Here is a 20,026-nt window from a genome sequence, read left to right as displayed (position 1 = left end):
ACAGGACGAGCAGAGGAGACAGCGTGAAGGTGAGTCGAAGAGGCATGCTGACCGGCGCGGCAGCCGTTGGCGCAGCAGGTGTGATCGGTCTAGAAGGACAGGCAACAGCTGAGGTCGGGCGCGAGCCGGTGGAGTTGACCTGGTTCGGGACGCATGCGTGGCAGATTCGGTGTGGGAAGAATGTCGTGCTGACGGATCCGTGGCTGACCCGGTTCAAGACGGGGACGTTCACTCCGGAGGGTGCCGATCCGAAGACCAAACTTGTGATCAAGCCTGAAGTTATCGACAAGCACCTGACCAGCGCGGATGCGATCCTGGTTCACCACGGGCACTACGACCACATGACCGACGTACCGTACGTCGCGAAGAAGACCCAGGCGACCGTGCTCTGCACCGAGACGCACGCGAACCTGCTGCGCGCGATGAAGACGCCGAACGACCTGGTCTCACCGGTCCGCGGCGGCGAGTACCTCCCGTTCGACGGCTTCACGATCGAGGTGTTCCCGTCGCTGCACTCCTGCGGCGGCAAGCGGCACACGTACGCGTACCCGGGCTACCGGTACGACGTCCCGCCGCGCCCACGCGTGATCGAGGACCTGGTCGAGGGCGGCACGCTGGCGTACGTGATCACGATCGGCGGCCTGCGGATCCTCAGCCTGAGTACGGCGAACTTCGACCCGAACGCGCTCCGCGACCTCCAGGTGGACGTCGTACTCGCGGCCCCCGGCGGCGAACCCGGCATCACCGACCGCCTGCTGCGCACGATCAAGCCGGTCCGCAAGGTGATCGCGACCCACTGGGACGACTTCGACAAACCCCTCGACGACCCCGGTATCCCCTGGACCGACCTCACCCCACTACGCACGTCCGCACAGAAAGCAGACGCCGAGTTCGCCGTCCTCGACCACCTGCAGAAGCTCACGCTCTGACGCGGTAGTGGTAGCGCGAGACGGTGTGGAAGCCGAGGCGTTCGTAGAGGGCTCGGGCCGGTGCGTTGCTCTCGACGACCTGTAGCCAGACGCGGTCGACGCCCAAGGTGATTGCCTTGTGCAACAAACCGTGGATGACCGCCTGGGCGAGTCCTTGGCGGCGGTGCTGTGGGTCGACGGCGAGGCAGTACAAGCCCGCCCAGTCGTTGACCAGGGCGAGCCGGCCGATCGCCTTGACCGGTTCGCCGGACGGGATCACGGCGTACAGTGCCCGTGCCCGGTTCAGGATCTGCCGGGCGGCGGCCTGCGCCGCGGATCCGCCGCGACCGTCGACGGCCCACCAGAAATCCATCCAGGCGTTGTCCGGCGCCGCGGATATATTCACCGGCACCGTCGGTTCTCCGAGCTGAGCCAGCACGTCGGAGACCTCGGCGCCCATCACCAGCGTCGGGTTGCGGAGCTCGTACCCGCGCGCCGCGAGCCGGTCGTCGAGGTCACTGGGCTGAGCCGCCGGACCGACCTGGAAGGACGTCGCGATGTCGTGCGCGGCATACAGATTCTCCACGTATTCCAAGGCTTTGCCGAGGTCGAACGGCGTGCTCTTGGGCAGCACCGAGTTGGCTCGCAGCGTGACCCCGGCGTTGCGTCGGACCAACCAGCCGTCCAGTTCGGTGCTGTGCGCGGCGGGCCAGCCTTGGTTCATCAGGGAGTCGATGCGAGCTGCGGCGATCACTCGATCAAGCGTAGAACCAGCCGGATCGAATTGCAATCAATTGGATAATTATTCACGATCCCGAGCGGACGGCCGCAACCGCCTCCGCGAGCAGTTCGATGCCCTCGACAACTTCTTTGCGACTGAGTGACCCGTACCCGAAGACCAGCCCGGCCGGCCCGTCGCCGCCGACCCAGTACGGCTGCAGCCCGTACACCCCGAGCCCGCGTGCCAGCGCCGCCGCCCGCAACGCCTCCTCGGACACGTCCGGCGGCAGGTACGCCATCACGTGCAACCCGGCCGACACCCCGACCGGCTCCAGCTCCGGCAGCCGCGCCGCCAGCCGTTCGACCAGCGTGTCCCGCAGCTCCCGGTACCGCGGCCGCATCCGGCGCAGATGCCGGTCGAACTCACCGCGTGCGACGAAGTCCGCGAACGCCAACTGGTCGAACACCGGCGACCCGCGATCGTCCATCAGCTTCGCCTGGGTCATGGGCTCGACCAGCGCCGACGGCAGGATCAGCCACCCCAGCCGCAGACCGGGCGCCAGCGTCTTCGAGGCGGTCCCGGCGTACGCGACCCGGTCCGGTGCCAGCCCCTGCAGCGCACCGATCGGCTCCCGGTCGTACCGGTACTCCGCGTCGTAGTCGTCCTCGATCACCAGCCCGCCCCACGCCACCAGCGCGGCCCGGGTCTCCGCCGACGCCACCGCTCCGGTCGGGAACTGGTGCGCGGCGGTCACGAGTACGACGTCCGCGCCCGACCGTTCCAGCGCGACGACGTCGATACCGGTCTCCAGCACCGGTACGCCGACCACCTCTAATCCGACCGCCTCCGCAACCTCCCGCAGATCGTTGTCAGACGGATCCTCGACGGCCAGCCGGCGACGCCCCGACGCGGCCAGTACCTGCAGCAACAGCCGGGACCCCTGCGCGAACCCGTTGCAGATCAGCATGTTCTCCGGCCGCGCCGCCGTTCCGCGCACCCGGTTCAGGTAGTCGGACAGCGCCGTACGCAGCTCGATCGTCCCGCGTCCGTCGATGTAGGCGAGGCTGCGGTACGGCGTCTCGTTCAGCACGCGGCGTACCGATCGGAGCCACGCGGCGCGCGGGAACCGCGACACGTCCGGCCGGCTGTACCGGAAGTCGATCCGCGGCGGCCCGGCCTCCGGCGGTCTGGCCGGCGACGGCGAGACCACGGCGATGTCCGCGACCTGGGTGTAGCCACCGCCCCGGCTGATCAGGTACCCCTCGGCGACGAGCTGCTGGTACGCCTCGACGACCACGCCGCGGGACAGGCCGAGGTCCTGCGCGAGCGCCCGGGTCGACGGCATCACGGTGTCGGCGCGCAGCAGACCGCCCCGGATCCGGGTCCGGATCGCGCTCTCGAGCTGCTGGTGCAGCGGCACACCGTTGTCCCGCTGGAGCTCGACCAGGAGTTCGCCGGCTCCGGAACTGGTCCTCATTCGGCTCACAGAACTGGACCTTATCGGCGGACCGGCGCGCTGTCAGGGTTATCAGCAGAAACCGATTGGAGAGTGAGAGCGATGACCTACCTGACTGCGGGTGACGCCGGCTACGACGAGGCACGAACCGTCTGGAACGCGATGATCGACCGGCGGCCGGCGGTGGTCGCGCGCTGCTCGACCACGGCGGAGGTTGCCGAAGCGGTCCGGTACGGCCGGGCGCACGAGCTGGAGATCGCGGTCCGTTGCGGCGGGCACAACATCGCCGGACTCGCCGTACCGGACGGTGGACTGATGATCGACCTGACCCCGATGAACGCGGTCCACGTCGACCCCGAGCAGCAGCGGGCATGGGTGCAGGGCGGGGCGCTGCTGGGCGAGCTGGACAAGGTGGCGCAGGAGTACGGGCTGGCGACCACGGCCGGGAACGTCTCGCACACCGGCGTCGGCGGGCTGACGCTCGGCGGCGGGATGGGGTGGCTGGCGCGCCGGTTCGGACTGGCCTGCGACAACGTGATCTCGTACGAGGTGGTGACCGCGGACGGCTCCGTCGTGACCGCGAGCGCGGCGGAGAACACCGAGCTGTTCTGGGGGCTGCGGGGCGGCGGCGGGAACTTCGGGATCGTCACGTCGTTCGAGTTCCAGCTGCACGAGGTCGGCACGCGGGCGCTGATCGTGGAGTTCACGTACCCGGCGTCGGCCGGTTTCGAGGTCCTGCGGGGTTGGCGGGAGCTGAACGCGCAGGCGCCGCGGGAGGCGACGTTCACGGCGAGCATTGCCGCCGATTCGGTGACGGTCGGGTACGTGTGGGTCGGACCGGGCGGTGACGAGCTGCTGCCGGCGTTCCGCGCGCTCGGGCCGGTCACCGACGAACTCGTCGAGGAGACGACGTATCTGGAGCTGCAGACCCGGGACGACAACGTGCAGGGCCACCGGTACCGGCGGTACTGGAAGGGGCACTACTTCAAGTCGCTGCCGGACGAGGCGCTGCGGGCGCTGCTGGCCAACCCGGGTGTCGGCGCGAGCCTGCAGGCGTACGGCGGCGCGATCGCCGAAGTACCGGACGGCGACGCGGCTTTCAGCCACCGCGACACGCTCTTCGAGTTCGTCACCGCGACCCGTTGGGAGGACCCGTCCGAGGACGAGACCCGGATCGGGATGCTGCGCGAGTACGCCGCGACGCTGGCCCCGTACGCGAACGGCGCCTACGTCAACACCCTCAACGAGGACCCCATCCAACGAGCCTTCCCACCGGCGAAGCTCGAACGCCTCGTCGCCCTGAAAACAACGTACGACCCCCACAACGTCTTCCACCTCAACCAGAACATCAAGCCCGGCGAGCCCTCCACCGAGTCCGCTGCCTGACTGGTACCCCTGGGGAGTGGATTTCGAGCGGGTCTTCGCGGACGTCGCCCGGACGATCGAGGGCGCCGGCGTCGTCATCATGGCGATCGGCCTCGCGGTCGTCCTGGTGCGGTACTGCTACGACGTGCTGCTCCGGAAGACCCCCGGCAGCTACCAGCAGCTGCGGGTGAACCTCGGCCGGGTGATCCTGCTCGGCCTGGAGATCCTGATCGTCGGGGACATCATCCGGACGATCATCGTCGAGACCTCGGTCCAGAGCGTGCTGGTGCTCGGGCTGATCGTGGTGATCCGGACAGTGCTCAGTTTCGCGCTCGAAGTCGAGATCTCCGGGTCGTGGCCGTGGCAGGCGCGCCGCCGGGACGCGGCATGATGGGTATGTGACTACTGAGTTGACGCCGGAGTTGGCTGCGGCGATCGAGGATGGGTTCGCGCGGCGGGATCGGGCGAACATGGGGCCGACGATCGCGTTCTTCGAGAAGCTGCTGGCCGAGCATCCGGACAACCCGTACGTGCTGTACGAGGTCGGCGGGTCGTACGACACCGCCGGGCAGGAGGAGACCGCCGTCGGGTACTACGAGCGCGCCCTGCCGGGGCTGAGCGGGGAGACGCGGCGGAAGTGCCTCCTGCAGTACGGCAGCACGCTGCGGAACCTCGACCGCTTCGACGAGTCGCTGGCGATCTTCAAGCAGGCCTGCGCGGAGTACCCGGAATCGGACTCGCTGCGCGTGTTCAAGGCGCTCACGCTGCACGCGGCCGGCCACCAGGACAAGGCTCTCGCCACGCTGCTGCTGGTGATCGCGGACAAGGTCGACACCGCAGACATCAAGCGCTACGAAGCGGCGATCCGAGGCAACGCGGACTACCTGGCCAACCTTTAGGCCTTGCGGGCGACGCCGCCGTAGATGGCGTCGCGGACGCCCGGCTCCGGCTCCTCGTCGACCCGGCCGCCCGGAATGTGCCAGTCGACCAGCCGGACGACGCCGGGGTCGAGGATCTCCATCTCACCGAACAGCGACGAGATCTGCGCGACCGACCGGAACGCCAGCGTCGGGAACGCGTGCTTGACCTTCTCCATCAGCTCGGTCACCAGGACGTCGACCGCGCCGCCGTCGCCCGGGTTGCACGCGTGCGTGATCGCCAGGTACGACCCCGGCGGCAGCGCGTCGACGTACTGCTGGGCGATCCGCAGCGTCTCGTCGTAGTCCGCGATGTGGTGCAGCATCAGCGCCATCACCAGCGCGACCGGCTCGCCCGGCGACAGCAGGTCGGCGATCGTCTGGTCCGCCAGCACCTCGTCCGGCTTGGTCAGGTCGGCCGCGACGAACTGCGTCCGGTCGTTGTCGAGCAGCAGCGCCCGCCCGTGGGCGACCACCGACGGGTCGTTGTCGACGTACACCACCGAGCAGTCCCGGTGCGCCCGCTGGGCGATCTGGTGGGTGTTCTCCGCGGTCGGCAGGCCCGAGCCGGCGTCGATGAAACGCCGGACACCGCGCTCCTCGGCGAGCCAGGTGACGACCTCCTTGAGCCAGCGCCGGTTCGCCCGCGCCCACTCCGGGGCCTCCGGCGCGATCTTCATGATCTGCCGGTACAGCTCGCGGTCGGACTCGTAGTTGTCCTTGCCGCCCAGGAAGTAGTCGTAGACCCGCGCCACGCTCGGCCTGGTGGTGTCGATGCCGTGCGCGATCAGCCCACTCTCGTACATCGGCTGATCGGTCACGCTCATCTCCTCGCATCAGGGCTACTACGAGCCTAACGCACAGAGAGTCAGCGTTTCACCACGGCGTGTTCAAAGCATGTAAAACCTCGACACGCAAGGGGTTCTCAGCACGCGCACGCGATCCCGCGCGGCGCCGTCAGCGGGTCGGATTCGCGCCGCTCGATCCCGTCCGCGGTCTCGACCGGCAGCCCTTCGCGGACCCAGTACTCGTACCCGCCGATCATCTCCTTCACCGGGTACCCGAGCTTCGCGAACTCGAGCGCGGCCCGCGTCGCCCCGTTGCAGCCAGGCCCCCAGCAGTACGTCACGACCGCGACGTCGGCCGGTACGACGCTAGCCGCCCGGGCCGCGATCTCCCGCGTCGGGAGGTGGACGGCACCCGGCACATGCCCCTGGTCCCAGCTCTCCTGGCTACGGCTGTCGATCAGCACCCACCCCTGCACCCCGGCCCCGACGTCCGCGGCGACATCGGACACATCCGTCTCGTAGGCCAGCCGACCGGCGAAATGCGCGACGGCGGCCTGATCGATCTGCTTGGTCATGACGCCAAGCCTGAAAGATTCCGCCGGACGACAACAGTGGCAGAAATGCCCTACTACATCAAGATTCAGCCACGGGTGATCTTGGCTCGCGCCCGGGCCACCTTGATCGCCTGCTTGAGCGTCTCCACGTCGTACGCCCCGTAGTGCCGCTGGCCGTTGACGAAGAACGTCGGCGTACCGGACACGCCGCTGGTGTCCGCCGACTCGACGTCCTGCGCGACCCGGGCCGCGGCCACGTGCCGCTTCACGTCGTCGTGCAGCCGATCGGCGTCCAGGCCGAGCTGTTCCGCGTACCCGATCAGGTCCTTCGGCTGCAGGTTCTCCTGGTTCGCGAGCAGCAGGTCGTGCATCTCCCAGAACGCGCCCTGCGCGGCGGCCGCCTCCGCCACCTCCGCCGCGATCTGGGCCCGCGGGTGTACGTCGGACAGCGGCAGGTGCCGCCAGACGAAGCGCAGGTCGTCGTCCTGCAGGACGTCGCGGACGATCGGCTCCGCGCGCCCGCAGTACGGGCACTCGAAGTCGCCGTACTCGACCAGCGTCACCGACGCGTGCTCCGGCCCGCGGATGTGGTCCCGCTCCGGGTCGACCGGGTCGGTCAGATCCTGCAGCTGCTCCGCGTCGCCGAGCAGCGCGAGCGCCTTCTTCGGCGGGGACAGCAGCTTGGCGGCGCGGAACACCACCCAGGTCAGCGCGGACGCGACGACCACCGCGGACAGCAGTCCGACCTTGGCCTCGGCCAGCTGCGGCCCGTCGAACGCGATGGTTGCGATCAGCAACGACACGGTGAAGCCGATGCCGGCGATCGTGCCGCTGCCGAGGACGGCGGCCCAGCCGACGCCCGGGCGGATCCGGCCGCCGGTGACCCGTTCGAGCAGCCAGGACACGGTCGTCACCGCGACCGGTTTGCCGACGACGTACCCGAGCAGGATGCCGAGCGTGATCGGCGACCTGAACGCGGCCCCGAGGAAGTTCGCGTCGATCGTGACACCGGCGTTCGCGAGCCCGAACAGCGGGACGATCAGGTAGCTGGTCCACGGGTGGTACAGGTACTGCAGGCGCTCGTTCGGCGAGATCGTCGTGGTCAGGCCGACGGTCGCGGAGCGCGCCAGCTCCGGCGTCGGCTGCTCACGGAACAGCCGGAACAGGCCGGTCGCCTCCTCGAGTTCCTCCCGTCCGGGCGAGTACGCCGGGGCGGTCAGGCCGATCGCCAACCCGGCGACCACGGGGTCGACGCCGCTCTTCAGGAGGGCCGCCCACATGAGTACGCCGAGTACGACGTACACCCAGGGCTTGCGAACCTTCAGCACCGCCAGCGTCAGCACGATCGCGAACGCGACGATCGCCAGGACCAGCGGCATCAGCTTGACGTCCTCGCTGTACACGACCGCGATGACGACGAGCGCGAGCAGATCGTCGACCACGAACACGGTCAGCAGGAACACCCGCACCCGATCCGGTACGCCGCGCCCGACCAGCGCCAGCAGCCCGAGCGCGAGCGCGGTGTCCGTCGACATCGCGACACCCCAGCCGTGCGCGCCGTCGCGGCCCGCGTTGAACGCCAGGTAGATCAGGACCGGCGCCACCATCCCGGTGATCCCGGCCAGCATCGGCAACACGAACCGTGACCGCTCGCGCAGATCCCCCAGGTCGAACTCCCGCCGGGCCTCCAGCCCCACCACCAGGAAGAACAGCGTCATCAGCCCGCTGTTGATCCAGTCCCGCAGGTCCAGCCCCAGCTCCCGGTGCCCCACCGCGATCGACAGGTCGGTCCGCCAGAACGCGTCGTACGTGCCCGGCGCGACGTTGGCCCATACCAACGCCACCACGATCCCCGCCGCCAGAACCCCCGAGCTTCCCGCCTCGGTCCGCAGGAACGCCCGCAACGGCGCGGCGAACTCTCTCCGCCAGTCAGTCCGCCCACCCAACAGACCAGCCACGTCCGCCATACGCACACTCTAAACGGAGCGAACAGTTTCCCGGGGCGGCTAACACCTTCGGGTGTCCGGGCTGCATGATGTGCGTGCCCTACTGCAGTCCATGCCCTGGAGATTCCAGTGACTGAGCCCGATCTCGCCAACTCGGCGGACACCTTCGCCCGGCTGGCGATCGAGCTGCACGATGCGCCGGGGGTGGAGGAGACGATCGAGGCGGTGGTGCAGTTCGCGCAGCAGGCGTTGAGCTGTACGCACGCCGGCGTCGCGCTCTACACCCGCGGTTCGCAGGCCGAGATCGCCGCCGTGACCGATCCGGTCGTGACGCGGTACTACGAACTGCAGATCGCCGCGGAGAGCGGTCCGCTGATCACCGCGCTGCGTGAACGCAGTACGGTCCTGATCCGCGACACCAGCACCGACGAGCGCTGGCCGGACCTCGCTGCCTCGGGCATCCGGAGCGTTCTGGACGTACCGCTGGCAACCGGTGACGCACCTCGCCATCCGGTCGGCGTCCTCGGGCTGTACAGCGACGAGCCGGACGCGTTCACGGCCGACGACGAGGCGATCGCGCACATCCTCGCGCAGCACGCGTCCGTCGCGGTGGCGTCGGCGCGGCACGAGGAGACGATGGCGCAGGCGGTCGACGCGCGGAAACTGGTCGGGCAGGCGATGGGGATCCTGATGGAGCGCTTCGACGTGGACGGCGACCGGGCGTTCGCGATCCTCAAGCGGTACTCGCAGGACACCAACACCAAACTGCGCGACGTTGCGCAGCAGCTCATCGATACGCGCAAACTCCCGCACTGAACCCGAACCTGACACCGTTGTCCGCATCCCACCGGCGGCAAACCGTTGCATACTGCGAGGTGAGCCTGACGCCGGGACTTGTGCGGCCAGTACCGCGGACCGGGTCACGTCCCGGCGTCTCAAATCTGGCACGGCTACGCTGGCGCAATGGGTGAGTGGCGGCCGTTGGCGGGGCCCTCGCGGCAGGTGGCGCTGGAGATCCTGCTGGACGGGCCGCTGTCGCGTGCCGAGCTGTCCCGCCGGGTCGGCCTCTCGCCGGGCAGCCTGACCCGGTTGACCAAGCCGATGGTCGTGTCCGGCCTGCTCGTCGAGGTCGAGGGCGGTCCCACCGACGCGCGCGTCGGCCGGCCCTCGCAGCCGCTGGACCTGGACGCGAACGCGCACCACTTCGTCGGCGTCAAGCTCACCGGCGACTCGGCGATCGGCGTACTGACGACGCTGCGCGCGGACGTGCTCGCCACCGTCGAGCGCCCGATCACCGACGCGACGCCGTCAGCGGTCGCCGAGCTCGTCCTCGAGGTCGTGGACGAGCTGCAGGTGCAGGTACCGGGTGGCCGGGCGCTCACCGGGCTCGGCGTCTCGATCGGCGGCCGGGTCGCGAACCGGTCCGAGGTCCGCTGGGGCCCGTACCTGAACTGGATCGACGTACCGTTCGGGGAGATCCTGGCCGCGCGCACCAACGTCCCGATCGTGCTGGCGAACGACCTCACCTCACTGACCGAGGCCACGCACTGGTTCGGCGCCGGGCGGAACTCGGATCGCTTCATCCTGGTCACGGTCGGCGCCGGCGTGGGCTACGGGCTGGTCGTCCACAACAAGGTCGTCGAGAGCCCCGACGTTCAGCTCGGCCTCATCGGGCACTACCTGCTGCTGCCGGACGGACCGCCGTGCGAGCGCGGGCACCGCGGCTGCGCCCTCAGCCTGTTGACGGTCGGCGCCATCACGAGCCAGGTGGGTACGGCGCTGGGCCGGACAGTTGGGTACGACGAAGCGCTCGACCTCGCGGCGAAGGGTGACCCCGCCGCGCGCGAGATCGTCGGCCGCGCCGGTCGCGCGCTCGGCAAGCTGATCGCGGCCGCGGCGAACTTCACCATGCCGGAGCTGGTCGTCCTCGGCGGCGAGGGCGTCCGGCTCGCCGAGGTCGCGCGCGAGGACCTGCTGGCCGGTCTGCACGCCGACCGGCATCCGTCGGCGGCCGAGCTGCCGATGGTGCAGCAGCCCGCGGACTTCAGCGAGTGGGCCCGGGGCGCGGCGGTGGTGGCGATCCAGACCTTCGTGCTCGGGATTGAGTAACTGCCTATTTCGCGATAGTCAGTTACACTTACGGTCATGATGAGGCGATGGCTGGAGGGCTGGCGGCTGTGCCGCGGCCTGGAACCGGTGATCGAGTACGACGACGCGTACGCCGCCGTGCTGCGACTCCCGGGGCGCGAGCGTGAACTGTTCACCCGTACGGACGACCCGGCGACGGTGGCTCGGCTGGCCTCGCAGTTGCCTAGCGACACCTGGTTGACCGTGACGACGCAGGCCGGCGAGAAGGTGGCCGCGCAACTTCTGGCGGCGGGGGCCAGGCCGTTCGAGGAGCACAAGACTCTGATGTCGATCGACCTGCGCCGTCATCCGCGGCGGGTCAGCACCTATCAGCTCGTCCGCTCGAGCGACGGGCCTTTGGAGTACGTGCGCCTGCTGGCTCCGGATGGCGCGGTCGCGGCTCACGGGATGATGGCCGTCGTCGGGTCGGGCGCGGTGATGCACGACATCCAGACCGACCCGGAGCATCGGCGGCGCGGGCTGGGGAGCGTGGTGATGGGCGCGCTGGCCGAGCGTGCGGTCGCGCGCGGCGCGCAGACCGGGCTGTTGATGGCGACGGCCGACGGCTTCCACCTCTACACGAAGCTCGGCTGGGCGGCCGAGGCGACGATGGTGACCGCGTCAGGTGTTCGCCTTGGCCCGGTGGGCGGCGACCTTGGTCCGGTTCTGACAGGCCGTTGAGCAGAACCGCTGCGTGCGGTTCCGGGTCGAGTCGAGGAAGAGTTCGTCGCAGCGTACGGCCTCGCAGCGGCGGACCCGTTCGAGTTCGTCGCTGCCGAGCAGCGTCGCGACGGCGGTGGCGAACTCGGCGAGCCAGCCGTTCGCCTCGTCGGGGGGCCCGAAGTGCAAGTGCCACGGCTCGCCTGCGGTGCGGGTCAGCCGTGGCGCCGCGTTGGTCTTCGACAGCAGTTCGTTGACGAGCGTGGCGGCGCGGTCGACGTCGGGCAGGGCGGTCAGCGCTTCGTACAAGATCTTGGCGCCGGTCTCGTAGGCAGCCGGATCCACCTGCGGGACTCGCTTGGTGGTCAGCCGGAGGACGTCTTCCACCGCCTCGACCGACGGCGCGGTCGCCGGGCGGCCTCGGCGCATGGGTGCGCCGAAGGTGTTCGCCAGCGCAATCGCCGCCGTCAGCGAGTCCCTGAGATGGTCCGTGGCTTCCACAGGATCCAGTATCGGCGAAAAGTTCGGCGGACCGGGCCAATTCATTCACCGGGATGAGCAGCGTCATACCAGGGTCGTAGTCGGCGCGGGCAGACATCCGTCCGCGCTCCGATGATCCGAATCGTTGCCGGAAACAACAATGACTGCCATGTACCTGGTCCAGTCCCACCACCGCCCGGTCACCCGTGGGATCGCCGGACTGTCCGAGGCGGTCGTCGACCTGTCCGCGGTCCGGGAGAACGTCCGCAGCTTCCGGGAACGTGTTCCGCAGCAGCTGATGGCGGTCGTCAAGGCCGACGCGTTCGGGCACGGCGCCGTACCGGTCGCCCGCGCCGCAGTCGAGGCCGGTGCGTCCTGGCTCGGCGTCGCGCAAGCCGGCGAAGCGCTGGAACTGCGCGCGGCCGGGATCCGCGTACCGATCCTGACCTGGCTGTACGACGCGGCGGAGCTCGTGTTGCTCCGGGATGTCGATGTCAGCGTCTCGACCGTCGCGGAGCTGCAGCGGGTCGTATCCACACCATCGGTTCGGTACGTACATCTCAAGCTGGACACCGGTTTGCACCGCGCCGGCAGTGCACCTGACCAGTGGATCGAGCTCACCCGAACGGCGGCGCACTACGAGGCGCTCGGCGCCGTCACGGTCCGCGGGATCTGGTCCCACCTCTCGCACGGCGCTTCCGCCGACACCGTGCAGAGCAGGTGGCAGCTCCAGTTCCTGCGGGCTGGGGTGCGGCTCGCGCGGCGGGCCGGGCTGCGGCCTCAGGTCGTACATCTCGCGAACTCGGCCGGGGCGGTCACGCTCGACGCGCCGGACACGGACCTAGTCCGGATCGGCGCCGGTCTGTACGGGATCGACGAGCTGGACATGGGGTTGCGGCCGGCGATGCGGCTGATGAGCAAACTGGTCCAGGTACGCCGGATCCGCGCAGGCGAAGGCGTCTCGTACGGCCACGACTTCATCGCCCAGCGAGACACCACAATCGCCCTGATCCCCCTCGGGTACGCCGACGGCATCCCCCGCGTCGCCAGGCCGGCGAGCGTGCTGTGCCGGGGGGTGCGGATGCCGGTGGTCGGGCGGGTTGCGATGGACCAGTTCGTGGTTGATGCAGGCGACCTTGCGGTTGAAGTTGGCGACTCGGTCACGGTGTTCGGGGACGGTTCCGCGGGCGAGCCGACCGCGCAGGACTGGGCGGACTGGGCGGGCACGATCCCGCACGAAATCTACTGCGGAATAGGAAGCCGGGTTCCGCGACGGTACGAGGCGGTGGGACGGTGAAGATCGCGGTGGTGATGGGTGGTGCGAGTCCGGAGCACCAGGTATCGCTTGCCAGCGGCAAAGGAATCGTGAAGGCGGTCGAACTGCTCGGCCACACGGCGATCCCGATGGTGATCGATGCCGACGGCAACTGGGTCGACGGTCAGCACGAGGCGATCGAGATCCTGCAGGCCTGCGACGTCACGATCCCGGCGCTGCATGGCGAAGGTGGCGAGGACGGCCGGCTGCAGGGATTCTTCGAGCAGCTGCACATTCCGTACGCCGGCAGCGGTGTCGCCGCCAGCGCGGTCGGTCTGGACAAGCAACTGACCAAGGCGATCCTGCAAGCGCACGGCATTCCGGTCACGCCGGGCGTCATGTTGCGCGGCACCGAGCTGACCGACACCGAAGCGATGCTGCAGAAACTGAAGGTGGCCGGCCTGGACTTCCCGCTGTTCGTGAAGCCGGCGAGTGGCGGGTCGAGCTTCGGCGTCACCCGCGCGACGAACCTCCCGACCCTGTTGACCGCGATCGCCGACGCCGCGCCCGACGTACTGGTGGAGCGGGAAGTGGTCGGCCGCGAGATCGACGTTGCGGTGATGGAGTTCCCGGACGGGCGGATCGACACCGCTCCGGCGTTGGAGATCCACGCCGATCCGGACCAGCCGTTCTTCAACGCGACCGCGAAGTACGACAGCAGCGCGACGCGGTTCGTCGTACCGGCACCCATCGACGACGTACTGGCCGCGCGCCTGCGTACTACCGCGATCGAGGTGTTCGAGGTGCTCGGGTGCGCGGGGCTGGCGCGGGTCGACTTCTTCGTACCGGGCGACGGGGTGCCGGTGGTCAACGAGATCAACACGTTCCCCGGCTTCACGCCGGCGTCGCAGTTCCCGCGGATGTGGGCCGCGGCAGGGATGTCGTACGTCGAGATCGTCGACAATCTGATCCGTACGGCGGTGGCGCGCGGATGACGGTTCTCCCGGACACCGTGCTGCTCAGCGACGAGCGGATCACCGCGATCCCGGCGATCGAGAACGGCGAGCCGCTGGTCGACCTGTTTACCAGAGGATTGTCGACAGTCGGACAGCAGTTCGCGCGGGAGAGTGTGGCGGATCGGCTCGCGGTCGCGGACACGTTCCTGCCGGCTGGTATTCGGCTGCACGTCGTCGAAGGGCTACGGCCGGTGGAGAGTCAGCAGGAGATCTACGACAGGTACCGGGCCGAACTCGAGCGGCTCCATCCGGGGATCTCGGACCGCGACGTCCACGTACTGGCCAGCCGGTTCGTGTCACCGATCGAGGTCGCGCCGCATGTCGCCGGCGCGGCCGTGGACCTGACGCTGATCGGAGCGCACGGTCCGCTCGACCTCGGTACGCCGATCGACGCGACCCCCGAGCAGAGCGACGGCGCCTGCTTCTTCCCGGCGCCGAACATCACCCGCGAGGCACGGACGAACCGGACGCTGCTGGCCGACGTACTGACAGCGGCCGGCTTGGTGAACTACCCGACCGAGTGGTGGCACTGGTCCTACGGCGACCGCTACTGGGCCTTCACCGAGCACCAACCGAGCGCACTCTACGGACCGTCGGCACGCGTTGATAGTTGTCGCCTATGAGTTGATAGGTAGCGTTGCTTTGACTGGGGGCTACTGGCGACGGAATGTTGTATACATGACTAGTGAGGTTGCGGTCGCTGCCCCCGTTCGTGCTCAGCGGGTTCGCGAGATTGCCACGGAGCTTGGTGGTCTGCGGGGGGCGCTGATACCGATCCTGCATGCGGTGCAGGAGGAACTCGGGTACGTCGATCAGCCTGACGTCGCGGTGATCGCCGACGTACTGAACCTCGCCGTCGCCGAGGTCCACGGTGTTGTCACGTTCTACAAGGACTTCCGCCGTACTCCACCTGGTCGGACCACGGTCGCCATCTGCCAGGCCGAAGCGTGCCGCGCGGTCGGTGCGGTTCCGCTCGCCGAACACGCCCAACAGTCCATTGGGTGCAGCTTCGGCGAGACCAGCGTCGACGGCCGGGTAACCCTCGAAGCGATCTACTGCTTCGGCAACTGCGCACTCGGACCAGCTGTTCAAGTAGCCGGCAAACTCCACGGGAGAGTGACGCCCGCCCGCCTGGACGCCCTCCTCGGGGAGGCCCGATGAAGGTCTACGTACCGAAGGACTCTGCTGCTCGGTCTGTGGGAGCGGACGAAGTCGCTGAACGGATCGCAACAGCTCCAGGGGTGGAATTGGTGCGGACTGGGTGTCGGGGGATGTTGTGGTTGGAGCCGTTGGTGGAGGTGGAGACGGAACGCGGGCGGGTGGGGTATGGGCCGGTGGGGGCTGAGGATGTGGATGGGCTGGTGGCCGGCGGGATGCTCGGCGGTGCGGAGGTCGGGCCGTACCTCGGGCTGGTGGAGGAGTTGCCGTGGATGCGGCGGCAGGAGCGATTGACGTTCGGGCGGGTGGGGGTGGTTGATCCGCTGTCGACGGCGGACTACGAAGCACACGGTGGGTTGGTGGGGCTGCGGAACGCGTTGGCTTTGAAGCCGCGCGACGTGGTCGAGAGTGTGGTCGAGTCCGGGTTGCGCGGACGTGGTGGGGCGGGGTTTCCGACCGGGATCAAGTGGCGCACCGTGCTCAACGCGGACGCCGACCTGAAGTTCGTCTGCTGCAACGCGGACGAGGGCGACTCCGGCACGTACGCGGACCGGATGCTCATCGAGGGCGACCCGTTCACCCTGATCGAGGGGATGACGATCGCCGCGTACGCCGTCGGCGCCGCGGAAGGTTACGTCTACCTGCGATCGGAGTACCCGGACGCCGTCGCGACGCTGAAGGCCGCGATCGAGCAGGCGCGGGAGGTGGGCTGGTTGGGGCCGGACGTGCTCGGCTCAGGGTTCGGCTTCGACCTGCAGGTCCGCGTCGGCGCCGGCGCCTACATCTGCGGCGAGGAAACCTCGATGCTGGAAAGCCTCGAAGGAAAACGCGGCATGGTCCGCGCCAAGCCGCCGATCCCTGCCCTACAAGGACTTTTCGGCCGTCCGACGGTGGTCAACAACGTGTTGTCATTGGCAACCGTTCCGGTGATTCTCGCCGACGGCCCCGACGCCTACAGCGCGTACGGCACCGGCCGGTCCCGCGGCACCAGCGTGTTCCAGCTCGGCGGGAACGTCGCCCGCGGCGGAATCGTCGAGACCGCCTTCGGCATCACCCTCGGCGAACTGGTCGAGGACTTCGGCGGCGGTGCGGCGTCCGGCAGGCCGGTACGGGCGGTCCAGGTCGGTGGTCCGCTCGGCGCGTACCTGCCGGTCGACCGGTTCGGGCTGCCGATGGACTACGAGGCGTTCGCACAGGCCGGCGCGATGGTCGGGCACGGCGGGATCGTGGTGTTCGACGACACCGTGGACATGGCCGCGATGGCGCGGTTCGCGTTCGAGTTCTGCGCCGCCGAGTCGTGCGGGAAATGTACGCCGTGCCGCGTCGGCGCGGTCCGCGGCGTGGAGACCATCGACCGGATCGTGGGAGGAGAGGAACGGCAGCAGAACCTCGTTCTGCTCGAGGACCTGTGCGACCTGATGACCGACGGCTCGCTCTGTGCGATGGGCGGCCTGACCCCGATGCCAGTACGCAGCGCCGTCCGCCACTTCGGAGAGGACTTCGAAGCATGACTCTGCTCAAGGAACCCGACTTCGGCACGCCCGCCCGCGCGGGTGCCGCCAACGTTGAGCTGACCATCGATGGTGTCACCCTCAAAGTGCCGCCGGGAACGTCCGTTTTGCGAGCCGCGAAGGAAGCGGGGATCGACGTACCCAAGCTGTGTGCGACCGACAACCTGGAGGCGTTCGGGTCGTGCCGGTTGTGCGTGGTCGAGATCGACGGGATGAAAGGCACCCCGGCCTCCTGTACGACGCCGGTCGCCGACGGCATGGTCGTCCGTACGCAGAACGACCGGCTCGGCAAACTCCGCCGTGGCGTGATGGAGCTGTACATCTCCGACCACCCGCTCGACTGCCTCACCTGCTCCGCGAACGGCGACTGCGAACTCCAGGACATGGCCGGCGTCACCGGCCTGCGCGAGGTCCGGTACGGCTCCGGCGTCGCCGCCGGCGCGAACCATATGGACGCGCCGACCGACACCTCCAACCCCTATTTCGACTTCGAGGCGTCGAAGTGCATCGCCTGCTCGCGGTGCGTTCGCGCCTGCGACGAAGTACAAGGCACGCTCGCCTTGACGATCGAAGGGCGCGGGTTCGACTCGAAGGTCGCCGCCGGCGCCGGAGTGCCGTTCTTCGAGTCGGACTGCGTGTCATGCGGCGCGTGCGTGCAGGCGTGCCCGACCGCGACGCTGCAGGAGAAGTCGGTGGTCGAGCTCGGAATGCCGACGCGGACCGTGCTGACCACCTGCGCGTACTGCGGCGTCGGCTGCTCGTTCAAGGCCGAGCTGCGCGGTGACGAGCTGGTCCGGATGGTGCCGTACAAGAACGGCGGCGCGAACGAGGGCCACTCGTGCGTGAAGGGCCGGTTCGCGTTCGGGTACGCCGGCCACCCGGACCGGGTACTCGAACCGATGATGCGCGAAACGATCGCGGACGAGTGGCGGACAGTGTCGTGGGACGAGGCGATCTCCTTCACCGCACGCCGGCTGCGCGAGATCCAGGCCGGGCACGGTCCGGGGTCGATCGGCGCGATCACTTCCTCGCGGACCACGAACGAAGAGGTGTACGCGGTCCAGAAGCTGGTGCGGGCCGTCTTCGGGAACAACAACGTCGACACCTGCGCCCGAGTCTGCCACTCGCCGACAGGGTACGGACTGAAGCAGACCTTCGGGGAATCCGCCGGCACCCAGGATTTCCGTTCCGTCGACGAGTGCGACGTGATCCTGCTGATCGGCTCGAACCCGACCGACGCGCACCCGGTGTTCGGCTCGCGGATGAAGCAGCGGCTCCGGCAGGGGGCGCAGCTGATCGTGATCGACCCACGCCGGATCGACCTGGTGCGCTCGCCGCACGTCGAGGCGGCGTACCACCTCGAGCTCGCACCCGGAACGAACGTCGCGATCGTCAACGCGCTGGCCCACGTCGTCGTCACCGAAGGTCTGGTCGACCGGGAGTTCGTGAACAGCCGGTGCGAGGACTTCGAGGCGTGGGAAAGGTTCATCGCGCAGCCGGAACACAGCCCCGAAGCGGTTTCCGAGATTACCGGCGTAGCGGCGGAGAAGATCCGCGCAGCGGCCAGGCTGTACGCGACCGGCGGAAACGCCGGAATCTACTACGGTCTCGGCGTCACCGAGCACAGCCAGGGCTCCACGATGGTGATGGGCATGGTCAACCTCGCGATGGCGACCGGGAACATCGGCCGGCCGGGCGTCGGCGTGAACCCGATGCGCGGCCAGAACAACGTACAGGGCTCCTGCGACATGGGCTCGTTCCCCCACGAGCTGCCCGGCTACCGGCATGTCTCCGACGACGACGTCCGCGACATCTACCAGAAGCTCTGGGGTACGCCGATCCTGAACGAACCCGGGCTGCGGATCCCGAACATGTTCGACGCGGCGATCGACGGCTCGTTCAAGGCGCTGTTCGTGCAGGGCGAGGACATCGCCCAGTCGGACCCGAACACGCAGCACGTCCACGCCGCACTCGGCGCGCTGGAACTGCTCGTCGTCCAGGACCTGTTCGTCAACGAGACCGCGAAGTTCGCGCACGTTCTGTTGCCGGGGACCTCGTTCCTGGAGAAGGACGGCACGTTCACCAACGCGGAGCGCCGGATCAACCGGGTCCGCCCGATCATGGCACCGCGGACCGGGAAGCAGGAGTGGGAAATCGTGTGCGAGCTCGCGCAGGCGATGGGCTACCCGATGCACTACGACTCGGCCGCGCGGATCATGGACGAGATCGCGCTGACGACGCCGACGTTCGCGGGCGTCTCGTTCGGGAAGCTCGACGAACTCGGGTCGATCCAGTGGCCGTGCAACGTCGAGCATCCGGAAGGTACGCCGATCATGCACGAGGACGAGTTCACCCGCGGCAAGGGCCGGTTCATGGAGACGATGTACGTGCCGACGTCGGAGCGGTCGACGCGGAAGTACCCGTTGATCCTGACCACCGGGCGGATCCTGTCGCAGTACAACGTCGGCGCGCAGACCCGGCGGACGGCGAACGTCGCCTGGCATGCCGAGGACGTACTGGAACTCCATCCGCACGACGCCGAGGTCCGCGGAGTGACCGACGGCGATCTCGTCGCACTGTCGAGCCGGGTCGGGCGGACCGAACTGCGCGCGCGGATCTCGGACCGGATGCCGGTCGGCGTCTGCTACACCACGTTCCATCATCCGGTGAGCGGCGCGAACGTAGTCACCACAGACAACTCGGACTGGGCCACCAACTGCCCCGAGTACAAGGTCACCGCCGTCCAGGTCGACCTGCTCCCGACCTCACCCGCGACCGGCACGGTCCGCCAACCCGCCGCGGCCCGCCAACCCACATCAGCCCCCGAACCCGCGGCATCCCGCGAACCCGCGGCAGCCGCCGAGCCGGCGGTTGCCGGGGGCAACCGATGACCGTGGGCGTCCCGCCGTACGTCCGGCTTGCCAACGAGATTGCGGCGCAGTTCGCGCACCGCTCGCGTACGGACGCCGCGACGGCGATCGCCAACCACCTGCGGGCGGTCTGGGACCCGCGGATGAAGCAGGCCCTGATCGACCACGTCAACTCGGGTGCCACCGACCTCGACCCGGCCGCCGCGCTTGCGGCCCAGAAACTCCAGGCACTGTGACCGGCGGCACGTGCGCCGCCGGGCGGGGTCGGGTCGACAATGCCGGGATGGTTGGAGA

Annotated in this window: 20 protein-coding genes; 14 read left to right on the top strand and 6 right to left on the bottom strand. The window is 68.9% G+C overall.

Features of this window, described 5'->3' with window-relative positions; genetic code table 11:
- Nucleotides 1–23: 23 nt before the first annotated feature.
- Nucleotides 24–929 carry an MBL fold metallo-hydrolase gene (locus tag ACFYRU_RS14640; protein ID WP_387657801.1) on the top strand — a complete coding sequence of 302 codons (906 nt, stop codon included), beginning with the start codon at nt 24–26 and terminating at the stop codon, nt 927–929.
- On the opposite strand, the gene ACFYRU_RS14635 is transcribed toward ACFYRU_RS14640, so the two are convergent.
- Together ACFYRU_RS14635 and ACFYRU_RS14630 are read right to left on the bottom strand one after the other, a co-directional pair.
- Nucleotides 919–1,662, bottom strand: a complete 744-nt coding sequence (locus ACFYRU_RS14635) for a GNAT family N-acetyltransferase (RefSeq protein ID WP_387657799.1) — start codon at nt 1,660–1,662, stop codon at nt 919–921. The two genes, ACFYRU_RS14640 and ACFYRU_RS14635, sit on opposite strands and share 11 nt — an antisense overlap.
- 52 nt (nt 1,663–1,714) lie before the next feature.
- Nucleotides 1,715–3,106, bottom strand: coding sequence for a PLP-dependent aminotransferase family protein (locus ACFYRU_RS14630; RefSeq protein ID WP_387657797.1), 1,392 nt, complete (start codon nt 3,104–3,106; stop codon nt 1,715–1,717).
- A gap of 81 nt (nt 3,107–3,187) precedes the next feature.
- Here ACFYRU_RS14630 and ACFYRU_RS14625 point away from each other — a divergent pair, with 81 nt between their 5' ends.
- From ACFYRU_RS14625 to ACFYRU_RS14615, 3 genes are read left to right on the top strand one after another with little or no spacing between them, the layout of a single operon-like run.
- The gene (locus ACFYRU_RS14625; RefSeq protein ID WP_387657794.1) at nt 3,188–4,471 is read left to right on the top strand and encodes an FAD-binding oxidoreductase; all 1,284 of its coding nucleotides are present in this window, start codon (nt 3,188–3,190) and stop codon (nt 4,469–4,471) included.
- A 16-nt stretch (nt 4,472–4,487) separates the two neighbouring features.
- On the top strand, nt 4,488–4,841 hold the full coding sequence (locus ACFYRU_RS14620) for a DUF1622 domain-containing protein (protein ID WP_387657792.1): 354 nt from the start codon (nt 4,488–4,490) through the stop codon (nt 4,839–4,841).
- 7 nt (nt 4,842–4,848) lie between these two features.
- Nucleotides 4,849–5,349, top strand: coding sequence for a tetratricopeptide repeat protein (locus ACFYRU_RS14615; protein ID WP_387657789.1), 501 nt, complete (start codon nt 4,849–4,851; stop codon nt 5,347–5,349).
- Here the strand turns inward: ACFYRU_RS14615 and ACFYRU_RS14610 are convergent.
- The 3 genes from ACFYRU_RS14610 to nhaA all read right to left on the bottom strand — a co-directional run bounded on the left by ACFYRU_RS14610 (nt 5,346) and on the right by nhaA (nt 8,676).
- The gene (locus ACFYRU_RS14610) at nt 5,346–6,188 is read right to left on the bottom strand and encodes an SAM-dependent methyltransferase (RefSeq protein ID WP_387657788.1); all 843 of its coding nucleotides are present in this window, start codon (nt 6,186–6,188) and stop codon (nt 5,346–5,348) included. The genes ACFYRU_RS14615 and ACFYRU_RS14610 overlap by 4 nt on opposite strands.
- A gap of 104 nt (nt 6,189–6,292) precedes the next feature.
- A complete protein-coding gene (locus tag ACFYRU_RS14605; protein WP_387657785.1) occupies nt 6,293–6,730 on the bottom strand; it encodes a rhodanese-like domain-containing protein in 438 nt (145 codons plus the stop codon).
- Between the two features lie 65 nt (nt 6,731–6,795).
- Nucleotides 6,796–8,676 carry a Na+/H+ antiporter NhaA gene (nhaA, locus tag ACFYRU_RS14600; RefSeq protein ID WP_387657782.1) on the bottom strand — a complete coding sequence of 627 codons (1,881 nt, stop codon included), beginning with the start codon at nt 8,674–8,676 and terminating at the stop codon, nt 6,796–6,798.
- A 108-nt stretch (nt 8,677–8,784) separates the two neighbouring features.
- Between nhaA and ACFYRU_RS14595 the strand changes: the two genes are divergently transcribed.
- The 3 genes from ACFYRU_RS14595 (at nt 8,785) to ACFYRU_RS14585 (ending at nt 11,463) form a co-directional block, all read left to right on the top strand.
- Nucleotides 8,785–9,471 (top strand): GAF and ANTAR domain-containing protein, encoded by a 687-nt coding sequence (locus ACFYRU_RS14595; RefSeq protein WP_387657779.1) that lies wholly within the window; start codon nt 8,785–8,787, stop codon nt 9,469–9,471.
- A 147-nt stretch (nt 9,472–9,618) separates the two neighbouring features.
- A complete protein-coding gene (locus ACFYRU_RS14590; RefSeq protein WP_387657776.1) occupies nt 9,619–10,764 on the top strand; it encodes an ROK family protein in 1,146 nt (381 codons plus the stop codon).
- Between the two features lie 36 nt (nt 10,765–10,800).
- The gene (locus ACFYRU_RS14585) at nt 10,801–11,463 is read left to right on the top strand and encodes a GNAT family N-acetyltransferase (RefSeq protein ID WP_387657773.1); all 663 of its coding nucleotides are present in this window, start codon (nt 10,801–10,803) and stop codon (nt 11,461–11,463) included.
- Here ACFYRU_RS14585 and ACFYRU_RS14580 read toward each other — a convergent pair.
- The gene (locus ACFYRU_RS14580) at nt 11,404–11,943 is read right to left on the bottom strand and encodes a CGNR zinc finger domain-containing protein (protein WP_387657771.1); all 540 of its coding nucleotides are present in this window, start codon (nt 11,941–11,943) and stop codon (nt 11,404–11,406) included. The genes ACFYRU_RS14585 and ACFYRU_RS14580 overlap by 60 nt on opposite strands.
- Before the next feature lie 148 nt (nt 11,944–12,091).
- Here ACFYRU_RS14580 and alr point away from each other — a divergent pair, with 148 nt between their 5' ends.
- The 7 genes from alr to ACFYRU_RS14545 all read left to right on the top strand — a co-directional run bounded on the left by alr (nt 12,092) and on the right by ACFYRU_RS14545 (nt 19,968).
- Nucleotides 12,092–13,219 (top strand): alanine racemase, encoded by a 1,128-nt coding sequence (gene alr, locus ACFYRU_RS14575; RefSeq protein ID WP_387657768.1) that lies wholly within the window; start codon nt 12,092–12,094, stop codon nt 13,217–13,219.
- Complete coding sequence (locus ACFYRU_RS14570; protein WP_387657766.1) at nt 13,216–14,172, top strand: D-alanine--D-alanine ligase; 957 nt, start codon at nt 13,216–13,218, stop codon at nt 14,170–14,172. Before alr ends, ACFYRU_RS14570 begins: the two co-directional genes overlap by 4 nt.
- The gene (locus ACFYRU_RS14565) at nt 14,169–14,816 is read left to right on the top strand and encodes a M15 family metallopeptidase (protein ID WP_387657763.1); all 648 of its coding nucleotides are present in this window, start codon (nt 14,169–14,171) and stop codon (nt 14,814–14,816) included. The genes ACFYRU_RS14570 and ACFYRU_RS14565 overlap by 4 nt, the downstream gene beginning before the upstream one ends.
- Before the next feature lie 55 nt (nt 14,817–14,871).
- A complete protein-coding gene (locus tag ACFYRU_RS14560; protein ID WP_387657760.1) occupies nt 14,872–15,354 on the top strand; it encodes an NAD(P)H-dependent oxidoreductase subunit E in 483 nt (160 codons plus the stop codon).
- 131 nt (nt 15,355–15,485) lie between these two features.
- Complete coding sequence (locus ACFYRU_RS14555; RefSeq protein ID WP_387657757.1) at nt 15,486–16,862, top strand: NADH-ubiquinone oxidoreductase-F iron-sulfur binding region domain-containing protein; 1,377 nt, start codon at nt 15,486–15,488, stop codon at nt 16,860–16,862.
- Nucleotides 16,859–19,753, top strand: a complete 2,895-nt coding sequence (fdhF, locus tag ACFYRU_RS14550) for a formate dehydrogenase subunit alpha (RefSeq protein WP_387657754.1) — start codon at nt 16,859–16,861, stop codon at nt 19,751–19,753. Before ACFYRU_RS14555 ends, fdhF begins: the two co-directional genes overlap by 4 nt.
- Nucleotides 19,750–19,968: a formate dehydrogenase subunit delta gene (locus ACFYRU_RS14545; protein ID WP_387657751.1), complete on the top strand. Its 219-nt coding sequence runs from the start codon at nt 19,750–19,752 to the stop codon at nt 19,966–19,968. Before fdhF ends, ACFYRU_RS14545 begins: the two co-directional genes overlap by 4 nt.
- Nucleotides 19,969–20,026 lie beyond the last annotated feature (58 nt).

Source organism: Kribbella sp. NPDC004536, from assembly GCF_042873835.1.
GTDB lineage: Bacteria > Actinomycetota > Actinomycetes > Propionibacteriales > Kribbellaceae > Kribbella.
Note: the sequence above shows the minus strand (reverse complement) of the source record. Positions and strands in the feature narration are given on the sequence as shown.

Coding starts and splice junctions, on each gene's coding strand:
- nhaA (WP_387657782.1), bottom strand. CDS start 8,676: ATGGCGGACGTGGCTGGTCTGTTGGGTGGGCGGACTGACTGGCGGAGA.
- alr (WP_387657768.1), top strand. CDS start 12,092: ATGTACCTGGTCCAGTCCCACCACCGCCCGGTCACCCGTGGGATCGCC.
- ACFYRU_RS14565 (WP_387657763.1), top strand. CDS start 14,169: ATGACGGTTCTCCCGGACACCGTGCTGCTCAGCGACGAGCGGATCACC.
- ACFYRU_RS14545 (WP_387657751.1), top strand. CDS start 19,750: ATGACCGTGGGCGTCCCGCCGTACGTCCGGCTTGCCAACGAGATTGCG.
- ACFYRU_RS14630 (WP_387657797.1), bottom strand. CDS start 3,106: ATGAGGACCAGTTCCGGAGCCGGCGAACTCCTGGTCGAGCTCCAGCGG.
- ACFYRU_RS14590 (WP_387657776.1), top strand. CDS start 9,619: ATGGGTGAGTGGCGGCCGTTGGCGGGGCCCTCGCGGCAGGTGGCGCTG.
- fdhF (WP_387657754.1), top strand. CDS start 16,859: ATGACTCTGCTCAAGGAACCCGACTTCGGCACGCCCGCCCGCGCGGGT.
- ACFYRU_RS14605 (WP_387657785.1), bottom strand. CDS start 6,730: ATGACCAAGCAGATCGATCAGGCCGCCGTCGCGCATTTCGCCGGTCGG.
- ACFYRU_RS14625 (WP_387657794.1), top strand. CDS start 3,188: ATGACCTACCTGACTGCGGGTGACGCCGGCTACGACGAGGCACGAACC.
- ACFYRU_RS14560 (WP_387657760.1), top strand. CDS start 14,872: ATGACTAGTGAGGTTGCGGTCGCTGCCCCCGTTCGTGCTCAGCGGGTT.
- ACFYRU_RS14585 (WP_387657773.1), top strand. CDS start 10,801: ATGATGAGGCGATGGCTGGAGGGCTGGCGGCTGTGCCGCGGCCTGGAA.